The sequence below is a fragment of the Candidatus Magnetobacterium casense genome, from assembly GCF_019173545.1.
In the GTDB taxonomy this organism is placed as follows: Bacteria; Nitrospirota; Thermodesulfovibrionia; order Thermodesulfovibrionales; family Magnetobacteriaceae; genus Magnetobacterium; species Magnetobacterium cryptolimnobacter.
This window is the reverse complement of sequence record NZ_JABXWD010000096.1, coordinates 1-10,539: the sequence shown is the minus strand read 5'-3', so window position 1 is coordinate 10,539 and position 10,539 is coordinate 1. Positions and strand designations below refer to the sequence as shown.

At 50.2% G+C, this 10,539-nt stretch carries 7 protein-coding genes; all 7 read right to left on the bottom strand.

Going from position 1 to position 10,539, the window contains the following annotated elements; all coding sequences use genetic code 11:
• Positions 1–179 precede the first annotated feature (179 nt).
• Positions 180–1,208 (bottom strand): tetratricopeptide repeat protein, encoded by a 1,029-nt coding sequence (locus tag HWQ67_RS07055; protein WP_218251976.1) that lies wholly within the window; start codon positions 1,206–1,208, stop codon positions 180–182.
• 7 nt (positions 1,209–1,215) lie between these two features.
• Positions 1,216–1,863, bottom strand: coding sequence for a ribulose-phosphate 3-epimerase (gene rpe / locus HWQ67_RS07050; RefSeq protein WP_218251975.1), 648 nt, complete (start codon positions 1,861–1,863; stop codon positions 1,216–1,218).
• 365 nt (positions 1,864–2,228) lie between these two features.
• Complete coding sequence (locus HWQ67_RS07045) at positions 2,229–3,803, bottom strand: cytochrome c oxidase subunit I (protein ID WP_218251974.1); 1,575 nt, start codon at positions 3,801–3,803, stop codon at positions 2,229–2,231.
• A 29-nt stretch (positions 3,804–3,832) separates the two neighbouring features.
• Positions 3,833–4,810, bottom strand: coding sequence for a cytochrome c oxidase subunit II (gene coxB / locus HWQ67_RS07040; protein WP_218251973.1), 978 nt, complete (start codon positions 4,808–4,810; stop codon positions 3,833–3,835).
• A 22-nt stretch (positions 4,811–4,832) separates the two neighbouring features.
• Positions 4,833–5,681 carry an SCO family protein gene (locus HWQ67_RS07035; RefSeq protein WP_218251972.1) on the bottom strand — a complete coding sequence of 283 codons (849 nt, stop codon included), beginning with the start codon at positions 5,679–5,681 and terminating at the stop codon, positions 4,833–4,835.
• 4 nt (positions 5,682–5,685) lie between these two features.
• Positions 5,686–6,498 carry a cytochrome c oxidase subunit 3 gene (locus tag HWQ67_RS07030; protein WP_218251971.1) on the bottom strand — a complete coding sequence of 271 codons (813 nt, stop codon included), beginning with the start codon at positions 6,496–6,498 and terminating at the stop codon, positions 5,686–5,688.
• Positions 6,499–7,181: 683 nt separating this feature from the next.
• Positions 7,182–10,403: a 6-bladed beta-propeller gene (locus tag HWQ67_RS07025; protein WP_218251970.1), complete on the bottom strand. Its 3,222-nt coding sequence runs from the start codon at positions 10,401–10,403 to the stop codon at positions 7,182–7,184.
• Positions 10,404–10,539: the final 136 nt, after the last annotated feature.

Below are 10,539 nucleotides of genomic sequence, written 5' to 3'. Positions count from 1 at the left end.
ACAACTTCATGAGTTTGGTGTTGATATATCGTCAGGTCAACTCAGTAGAATATTGGTTGAAGGTCATGATAATTTTCACAAAGAGAAGGAAGATATTTTAACTACCGGTTAGGTATTACTTCTTATGATAATTAACAGCGGGGTATTTACGAGGGTTGGTCTATAGCCTCACAACTCTCTCAGGGGATGTCCAGGGGTAATGCCTCACCCACATTGGCAATCCTCAGTTGCTCATGGCAATCAGTCGTGATACCCTTCAGTACCGCACCTAGCTTTATGCAATGACACCTCTCAACCGCAAAGTCATACTGATTGGCATACTGTAACGCCCTATCCAGAAGCGCTGCGTTGTCTGCGCCGGGATTGGTCAAATGGCCTAACTGGCACCTGCCAAGAAGTGCATAAATGCTCCCACGCGCATCAGAGGTGGCTTTAAAGCGTTGTTGTGCCTTGTCAAAAAAGCTCTCAGCCATTTCATACTTCCCTGTTGTCGTATACAACAGACCGAGGCTTAACAGCGTGTAGGCCGAACTGACAATGTCACCAATCTTGCCATAGAGGGTCAGCGCCCTGTGCAGGTAGTCCTTTGCCTCTTTGAGTTCGTTCTTCATTCTGAGGGCATTGCCCATACCACAAAAGGAATATGCAGTACCAAAACGGTCATCCAGGGAGGAGAACAGGGTGTTTGCCCTGCTGTAGTAGTCAAACGAGGTCTGATATGAACCTTCGATCCTATGAGCACCGCCCAGGCCGCACAGAGAGTACCCCACGCCCGATTCATCACCCAGCTTCGTAAACTGCTCCATTGCCTGCTTAAACAGCTCAATACAACCGGGGATATCGCCCTTGACACGCAACGTACCGGCCTCCGCCCAGAGGCTGAAGGCAATACCGGCCCTATCGCTGGTGTCGCAGTAGTGTTGTCTTGCCTGTTGCAGGGCGGTGAGAGCCTCCTTCCACTGCCCCAGTGCCCTGCGTGCAAGGGCCAGACCCACCTGGGCATCCACTATCTGACGCAAATGTTTGCCTGGCCCACCTGCCTCATGCGATATATCTGCCTGTTGTCCTCTCCTGGAGCCTCCCGTTTTGGCGGTCTCCCTCTTGGTGGAGATATCTATGGCCTGACGATAGTACTTAATGGCGGCCTTGTAATTACCCTTTAGCCGCTGCTCATCAGCCAGAGACTTTAAATCAGAGGCTGTAGCCATTGGAGGCCTAAGCCGACCTTACGGCACGAATGGTTTCTTTGTAATCCTTTGACTTATAAAATGCCGACCCCATAACCAGGATATCGGCCCCGGCCTGTATGATCTCTGCGGCATTTTTCGGCCCCACCCCGCCATCTACTTCTATGAGGGTCTTTAGCTCCATTTGGTTAATAAGTTTTTTGAGACGCCTGATCTTTTCAATAGACCGAGGTATAAACTCCTGTCCGCCAAAGCCGGGATTGACCGACATCAAGACCACCACATTGACATCCGGCAGTATCTCCGTCAGGGATTCAATGGGCGTGGCGGGGTTTATGGCAACACCGGCCTTGCAACCCGCCTCTTTTAGTAAGGTTACGTTTCTGTGCAAGTGCCTGTCTGCCTCAAAGTGGACAGTGATGGTGTCGGAACCGGCCCTGATGAAGTCCATCAGATATCTATCCGGAGACTCTATCATCAGGTGTACGTCAAGCGGGAGAACCGTTGCCCTCCTTATTTGCTGCACAACGAACGGACCAACCGTTATGTTTGGTACAAAACTACCATCCATCACATCAATGTGGAACATATTGGCCCCGGCCTCCATGGATGCCAGTATATCCGCTCTCAACTGCAAGAAGTCTGCTGAAAGTATTGAAGGTGCTATCAAAACCATCGCATCTATGCTCCTTTCTTTTTCATTCTATAGCATATATATATTTGATTAACTAATAGGAGTTGTGACCCCTTAAATAACCACTGATTTATGCTATAAAGATTTGTGTCCATTTACATTAATTTATTATAACTCTTTTTCTACCACTTGTCAATCTTGCGATAGGAGGTTTATATGTCGTTAAAGATGCACGAAGGGCAAGGATGGGGTCAAGGGGTCAGCGAGGGGCGAGCCGCCCCCGGCTAAGTTCCCCCGGCTCAGTGGGGGACTGGTCCCCTTGTGGGGGGGATCTGAAGGGGGCCAGGTGCGACCTGGAGCGTCAAGAAGCGAAGCCGCCCCCTTCTTTTCTTTTTCTTCTTATCTTGTTACTTTGGCTTACCGTACTCGTATGGGCCTTCGGTGATGACGGGGATTTCCTCGAAGTTGTAAAATGGCGGCGGTGAAGGAATCTGCCACTCAAGCGACTTCGATCCCCACGGGTTGGCCGGCGCCGGGGCACCCTTGATGGCCGAGTGTATGTAGTTGTATATGGTCAGCAAAAACCCGACAATGGCGATGTACGAAAAGATCGAGGCAATCCTCATGTGAGTGGTGTACTCAACGGGCACCTTCCAGTACCTGCGGGGGATGCCGTCGTAGCCCATGTGAAACTGCGGCAGAAAGGCAATCATTGCTCCGATGAGCGTCAGCCAGAAGGCGAACTTTGCAAGGCCATCGTTATACATCTTTCCAGTGAACTTCGGAAACCAGTAGTATATTCCGCCCAGACACAGCATCGACATGCTGATGGCCAACACATAGTGAAAATGCGCAACGACCCAGTGTGAGTCATGCACGTGCGTGTCAAAGGCTAACAGACCGTTTGCTATGCCCGTTACACCGCCAATGGTAAAGAGCGATATAAACCCCAGGGCATAGAGCATCGGCGCACTCAACTCAATAGAACCCTTGTGCATAGTGGCAAGCCAGTTAAACGTCTTGATACCCGTGGGCACACCAATCAAGATGGTTCCCCACATGAACACTACACGCGTCCAGTCCAGGGTTCCGGCCACGTAGAGGTGATGCACCCATGTCTCAAATCCCAGCACCGTGATGCACATAATAGCGATGGCCATGCTCGTGTATCCGTAGACCTTCTTCCGTGAGAAGGTCGAAATGATGTCAGAGACTATGCCAAAGACTGGCAATGCGACAACGTAAACGGCCGGGTGGGCATAGAACCAGAACAGATGCTCATACAGGATAGGATTGCCACCCTTGAATGAGTCGTAGAAGCTGGTGCCAAGATACTTGTCAAACAGCAGCAGCGTCACCGCGGCTGCTAATACGGGCACACCCACGAGCTGGATGATAAAGCCCCCCAAAAGCCCCCAGATGGTGAGGTTTAACCTGCCCCAGGTCATCCCCGGCGCCCTGAGCGTGATTATCGTGGTGATGAAGTTCACGGCCGAGGCAATGCTCGATGAACCCAGCAGGTGCACAGCAAAGACATAAAAGGCCACATTGGCCCCTCCTTTAATCGAGTACGGGGGATATCCCGTCCAGCCTATATCGAGCCTGCCCGGTAACACAAGTGCACAAACCGCTATCAGACATGCCCCCACGTAGAGCCAGTAACTCAGGGCATTGAGACGCGGAAAGGCTACATCATGCGCACCGATCATCAGAGGCACCAGATAGTTGGCAAAGAAACCAAGCACTATGGGGATCATCCAAAACAACACCATTGCAGCACCGTGGATCGTAAAGGCCACGTTGTAGAGTTTTGCGTCGATGATGACCTTCCCTGCCTGACTCAACTGCTCCGTCCTCATCACGATGGCCAGCAAGAGTCCGACAACAAAAAACAACAACGCCGTACACAGATACATTATTCCAATCTTCTTGTGGTCAGTCGTAAATATCCACGCCCTAAGACCGGTCGGTTCCTTAGTCATAAACGTATTACCTCCTTATATGTCTTTTTCTACTTAAGAGTCTTCAGATACGCCGTTATGGCCTCGAGTTCGGCATCGCTGAGATTGCTTGGTTGCATCATCGGGTCAAAGCCCTTGACCAGCGTGGCCTTGGGGTCTTTGATCTTTGCCTTGACAAAGGCATCGTCGGCAGTGAGGGTTTTGCCGTCAGCGAGTGTCACCGTGCTGCCCATAAGCCCTTTAAACGTCGGTCCGGCGGAGCTGTCGCCATTGACGCTGTGACATCCGGTACAGCCCAGGTTTTCTGCGAGCTTTTTGCCCTTTTCCTCCGGCGTGACATCAGCAGCCTCAGGGCCGGTGTTTTCACTGACCCACTTTGCGTACTCCGCCTTTGGCATGGCGATTACCTTTGCGAGCATATTTGAATGCCCGGTGCCACAGAACTCGGCACAGTATACCTGATACGTCCCCGGCTCCTTTGCATTAAACCACAGGTACGTCATCTGTCCAGGCACCATATCCTCACGTACCCTGAAGGCCGGTATGGCAAAGTTGTGGATGACATCCGAACTGGTAAGATTGAGCTTTACATGCCCCACGGGTACCCTCAATTCGTTGGCGGTGTGAATCCCCTCGGGGGATATCATCTCATACTTGTACATCGAAGCAACGACCTTGGCCTCAAAGGCGTCCTTTGGCGGCTTGCGGTAGTTGTTGAACAACGCCCATGACTGTGCACCCAAAAACACGATTATCACTAAAGGAATAACCGTCCAGAGTATCTCCAGACCCAGGTTGCCCTCGATATAGGCACCCTCCTCGTCCTTTGACTTCCTCTTGTACTTTATTACGAAGTAGATAAGCGGTACGGTCACTATCAAGTAGATCACGGTTGAGACTACAGACCATATCATGAACTGCTGCTCCCATCCATCTACAGGGTCTGAAGCCTCCCTGGCCGCTCCGGCCACATAAGGGGCTAAAACGTAGACCATAACCAAAAGGCTGCTCAAAAAAGTCCTCAGCATTTTTCCCTAACCTCCTGAATCTTTATGGCTGAAAATCAGCCGTTCTTGCTCTTTGTTTCTTCAGACTTCTCCAGTACACAAACACCACTAACCCCGTAAGAAGCCCCACCAACACACCTATACCCGCAAAGACCCGCGGCAGGTCTAACCTGTATCCACCTATGGCCGCATCATACTTGTAACAGGCCAGGGCAACCGAGCTTAACAGCGGCGTCTTGCCGACCTTGCCGCGTCCGGCCTCCACAAGGGCTAGTCTTATGTCAATGGAGGGCGGGTACAGCCCAAATATGTATCTGGTTATCACACCCTCCGGAGACAGGAAGATGTAGACGTTGGGATGGACAAACAGCTTGTCCTGCGCCATGTAAAAGAACCTGTAGCCTGTGGCCTCCGTGAGCTTTTTGATCTGGGCAGCATCCGCTGTGGCAAAGACCCATTTGTTGAAGTCTTGCGGTATCTTGTCCTTCATCTTGACCGCGAGGTTTTTACGAAACCATTGGCCGTCAGCCGGACCCTCTTTATCATCGAAACTCAGGGTTATGACGTTATAGTCATCGCCTAATCTCAGACTGATGTTGCTTAAGGCCTCAGAAAGGCCCTCATTGAGGACCGGACAGGCCGTGGCACATCTGAAATATATGATGGACAACAGCAACGGTTTACCCTTGTACTTACTCAGTGAAAAGGTGTTACCGGCATCATCGGTCATCGTTGTGTCAGGTACAACCTTGCCGAGAAAATCATCCTCCTTGACCTTTAGGATCGAGGGATCAAAGTCAGACTTTCCCTTTAGGGGTGGTGCTGCCAGGGCGTTTGTTGCCAATATCCCTACGGCAATTAACAGCGACAGGACAGACAGTTTCAGAGGCATCGGTCTATTGTCCAACCTTAAAGTATGGGATTATGTACATGAACGAAAAGACCATCAGCCACACAACGTCAACGAAGTGCCAGTACAACCCGGTCACTTTGCTGAAGGTGAGTTTATTTTTGCCGACCTTGTTTTGCGAAGCCAATATTACGAGAAACAACTGCATGATAAGGCCCACAATTACGTGTGAACCATGAAAGCCGGTGATGGTAAAGAAGAATGTCCCATAGGCGTTGGTTGATATTGTGAAGCGCTCATGAGTGATGAGTTTGTACCATTCAAAGGCCATAAACGACAAGAACAGAAATCCCAGTATAAAGGTAAAGATGAGCCAACCCTTATAGCCGTTGGTATCGCCATGTTCCAGTTTTTCTTCTGCCACGTGCATAGTGCCGCTGGAAGAGATCAGAAACACGCTCAGTAGTACGGCAAGGGCCAGGGGGGGGACGCCTTCAGGTGTATTAGCCGGTGGCCAGATATCCTCCGGTAGCATTGTATACAGGTATCCGGCAAACAGGCCGCCAAACAGCGCCACCTCGGAGATGATAAACACGATAACCGCCAGCTTGCTTAGGCCACCATCCTCCTTTTTGCTGTGCACCTCCTGCACCCAACCAAACAGCCCCACAACCAGAGTACCCACGGCCACACCCGCTACGAGCAGTCCCAAAAACCGCACGCCCCAGGAAAAGGCCAGAATAAAGGCAATGGGTACCAGAAACGCTCCCACCGCTACAACAAGAGGCCAAACACTCAGTTCTACCTCGTGGTGATGATGGTGTTTTTCCTTCATCTTGCCATCAATAACACCTTCCATCTGTCAGACGTCCTCCTTAATATTTTTCGTGTATTTACATTGCAGTGACTAATGTCACGTCAAGTAGGTTAGCTTATTTTAATCTGTCTTGTCAAGGGGTAATTTTTTGTGTGTCACAGCAAAATAGAACTGGACGGTTATCGTGGAAACCACGTATAAATGCTTTACGGATTGTCTGAAGCATGATTGATCACTTTGCTCCCTACGGTCGTCGCAGGGCAGATAATCTGCGTAATCCTATTTCAGACAATCCCTATTTTTCTATTATCTGACATTGTCAAAGTATACAGAACAAATTTACCGTGGGATTGTGGGATTGCTCTAGCTTGACATTCCTTTTGTTGACCCCTTACAATAATAACGGTGTTTTTAGCTGTACAATACAATGTAAGTCTGACAACGGTGCAGATAGCAGAGATTCCCAAGCAACCCTGTTTTGTTGGCTGTCAGTTTCATCCAAAGTTCAAGTTCAGACCGACTTTTATGATAAAATAACTACTTTTAAACTTGTCCCCCAGCCCTTTACGGGGTCAAGGGGGCTTTTTTTGTGGCGGGGGTGCCCCACCCCCTCCCTTGTGGGTGGGTCTGCGGGAGAGGTCGGCTAGGGGCGAGCCGCCCCTGGCTCAGTTCCCCCGGCATAAAAGGGGCAAAGCCCTCCATTCTTTTTTTTTCTCTTGTCTCCCCTACTGGCTCACGATGACCGCCACGGTATCTGAGTACACCTGGCCGTTCTTCTTGCCGTCCATTGTGAGGTCTGCCTGGAAGCTGAAGCTGTACGTCCCCACGGGCAGGCCGGACATCCTGAGCACCTCCGTCTGACCGAGGTTGAACAACGGCCCCATGTACGTCACGGCTTTACCCGGCCTCCAGCTCCACGAACCGCCCACGACATCGTAGTAAAACGCCCCGAAGTCCGTCAAGGCCTGTAGCCACCAGTCGGCGTTCTGGCCGGAGAACCCGCCCGCGTCTAACGCCACGGTGATAGTAAGAGTGTCGGTGGTCTTGATGTTGATTGTGTCTTTGGCACCGTTTGCGGTGATCGCGGGTTTGGGGCCGGTTGATGCACCGCCCGTCTGGGTGACCGTCGTGGCCTTGGGCAGGGAGAGGCCGCCCTTTGAGTCCATCGCGTAGACGGCGATCTCGTATGCCCCGGAGACATCAAAGTAGTCGTATGTGCCCTCGTAGGCGTTTGACCCAATATCGGTAAGATCAATTGACGGCAGCGACGTTATCGGTTCGTCGGGATTGGAGGGTGCAGAGTCGGGGCGCTTGATGAGTGCCCACACCTTCTGTATCTTGTCCGATGTGACGACGTTTTCGGCGCGAATCTTGGCCGACTGCTGGCCGTTGAGTGTCTGGTCGGGGGAGACGGAGCCTATAAACGGCATGTCCGCGGCGGACTGGGTACCATTGCCGATGGTGTAGGTCTCTGCCAGGTTGCCATCGGCTGGTTCGTTGCCAAGACCGTTGCCGTTGTCATCGACGTTGGGGGTCTGGTTCCATTTCATGTAGTTTATGGTGTCTCGCGCAATCTTAAACGCATTATAGACCGTGGCCCCACTAGAGACCTGCGACCAGAATGGATATGAAAACGATACGGTACCACTATTAACGAAAAGTGCCTCTTCCGTGCTTGCGGTGCTTGTGATGTTTATCCGCTCCTTGCCTGTTGTTGGTTTGAGGTCGCCTATGAAACTGCCCGATTCGCAGGCGTCGTAGACCACGGTTATCTTGCCGGTTATGTCCTGTTGGAGCGTGTTGATCCACGAGGCCAGGTCTGTGGATGCAAGCGTTTCTTTTTCGTTGATCCGGAACTTGCCCTCTCCTCCGTGGCCGGTCAGGTAGATGACGACGTTATTTGCACCCTTGGCCCATTCGGTTATGGCCTGTTGGAGTTTGGCGTTTGATACCCCACTGTACATGTCGTCCAGGAGGCCGTTGTTGTCAAGGTCCTGGCTATTGCCTGCGGTGAGGTAGTAGATGTTGTCTTTGTCAAAACCCTGCCTGTTAAGCGTATAGTATGCGTAGGTAGCGTTCATTTGGGTTGCGTTCCACAAGTTGTTGGTGTTGTTTTGATATGGGCCGCTTCCGGCTACGATTATGGCTTTGTCTGGGGCTGTGGATGTCTTCAAGGTAAAGACCTGGACACGGTCGTTATATTTATCAGCAACGTAGATGTCCCCGTTTTTGCTTATTGAAACACCTGCTGGGAAGTTAACTTGCCCTGTGTTACTGCCGAACTCTCCAAACCTTGTGATGAACTTGCCATCGTAGCTAAATTTCTGTATGCGGTGGTTGGCATAATCAGTAACGTAGACGTTACCGCTGTCATCTAACGATATGTATGCAGGGCCAAAAAACTGTCCTTCATCGCTACCCTTGTTACCCCATTTAGCGATGAACCTACCATCGGATGTGAATTTCTGAATACGATAGTTAGAAAAATCAGCAACGTATACGTTACCACTAGCATCTACCGCTATGCCTGTAGGGTGAGAAAACTGTCCATCGCCGCTGCCACTGCTACCCCATTTAGCTATAAACTTGCCATCGGGGGTGAATTTCTGGATACGGTCGTTATAAAAATCAGCGACATAGACGTTACCGCTGCCATCTATCGCTATCCCCCAAGGTGCACTAAACTGCTCATTACCACCCCATTTAGTGATGAACTTGCCATCGGAGGTGAATTTCTGGATACGATTGTTGTTATATTCAGTCACGTATACGTTACCACTAGCATCTACCGCTATGCCTGTAGGGTGAGAAAACTGTCCATCGCCGCTGCCACTGCTACCCCATTTAGTGATGAACTTACCATCTGATGTGAATTTCTGGATGCGACCGTTACCTAGATCAACAACATAGACGTTGCCACTGCCATCTACCGCTATACCTTCAGACCTCGAAAATTGCCCATCTCCGCTGCCCCAATTATTCAATTTAGCGATGAACTTGCCATCGGAGGTAAACTTATTAATACGGGAGTTACTACTATCGGAGACGTAGACGTTGCCGCTGTCATCTACCGCTATACCTATAGGTTGAATAAACTGCCCATCATAGCTGCCGAAGCTGCCCCATTTAGTGATGAACTTGCCATCGGAGGTAAACTTATTAATACGGGAGTTACTACTATCGGAGACGTAGACGTTGCCGCTGCCATCTACCGCTATGCCATGAAGGTAAACAAACTGCCCATCATAGCTGCCGTTGCTACCCCATTTAGTGATAAACTTACCATCTGATGTGAATTTCTGGATGCGGCCGTTACCTTGATCAACAACGTAGACGTTGCCGCTGCCATCTACCGCTATGCCTTGAAGGTAAGCAAACTGCCCATCACCGCTACCGTTACTACCCCATTTAGCAATGAAATTGCCATCTGATGTGAATTTCTGGATGCGGTCGTTACCTTGATCAACAACGTAAACGTTACTGTTGCCATCTACCGTTATGCCTTGAAGGTAAGCAAACTGCCCATCACCGCTGCCGAAACTGCCCCATTTAGTTATGAACTTACCATCAGATGTGAATTTCTGGATGCGGTTGTTATACGTATCAGCAACGTAGACGTTACCGCTATTATCTAACGTTATACCATAAGGCCTATCAAACTGTCCATCACCACTGCCTTTACTGCCCCATTTAGCGATGAACTTATCATCGGATGTGAATTTATGGATGCGGTAATTTTTCGTATCAGCGACGTAGACGTTACCGCTGGTATCTACAGCTACGCCTTCAGGGCTATTAAAATACCACGGTTGTTCGAGTTTTGGCCACATCTGTTTATAGACGTACTTCTCCTGCGCTGCGGCGATCCCCACCAGCCACAGAAAAGCAACAACCCCCAACAACAACATTGCCAACTGACGACTGTGCAGACATACTCTCTTACGCATAATAATCCTCCCTACGCTTTCTAAGTCTCAACAAAATCCTCAACAGGTACCTTTATTTCCTGCTCAACTACTTTACCATAAAAATATATGTCACGAAAATCCTTCTCTAATTTTCTTTAATACCGCAGCCCCAAAA

Excerpts from the sequence above, each read along its gene's own strand:
- HWQ67_RS07055 (WP_218251976.1), bottom strand. The coding sequence starts at position 1,208 with ATGGCTACAGCCTCTGATTTAAAGTCTCTGGCTGATGAGCAGCGGCTA.
- rpe (WP_218251975.1), bottom strand. The coding sequence starts at position 1,863 with ATGGTTTTGATAGCACCTTCAATACTTTCAGCAGACTTCTTGCAGTTG.
- HWQ67_RS07045 (WP_218251974.1), bottom strand. The coding sequence starts at position 3,803 with ATGACTAAGGAACCGACCGGTCTTAGGGCGTGGATATTTACGACTGAC.
- coxB (WP_218251973.1), bottom strand. The coding sequence starts at position 4,810 with ATGCTGAGGACTTTTTTGAGCAGCCTTTTGGTTATGGTCTACGTTTTA.
- HWQ67_RS07035 (WP_218251972.1), bottom strand. The coding sequence starts at position 5,681 with ATGCCTCTGAAACTGTCTGTCCTGTCGCTGTTAATTGCCGTAGGGATA.
- HWQ67_RS07030 (WP_218251971.1), bottom strand. The coding sequence starts at position 6,498 with ATGGAAGGTGTTATTGATGGCAAGATGAAGGAAAAACACCATCATCAC.
- HWQ67_RS07025 (WP_218251970.1), bottom strand. The coding sequence starts at position 10,403 with ATGCGTAAGAGAGTATGTCTGCACAGTCGTCAGTTGGCAATGTTGTTG.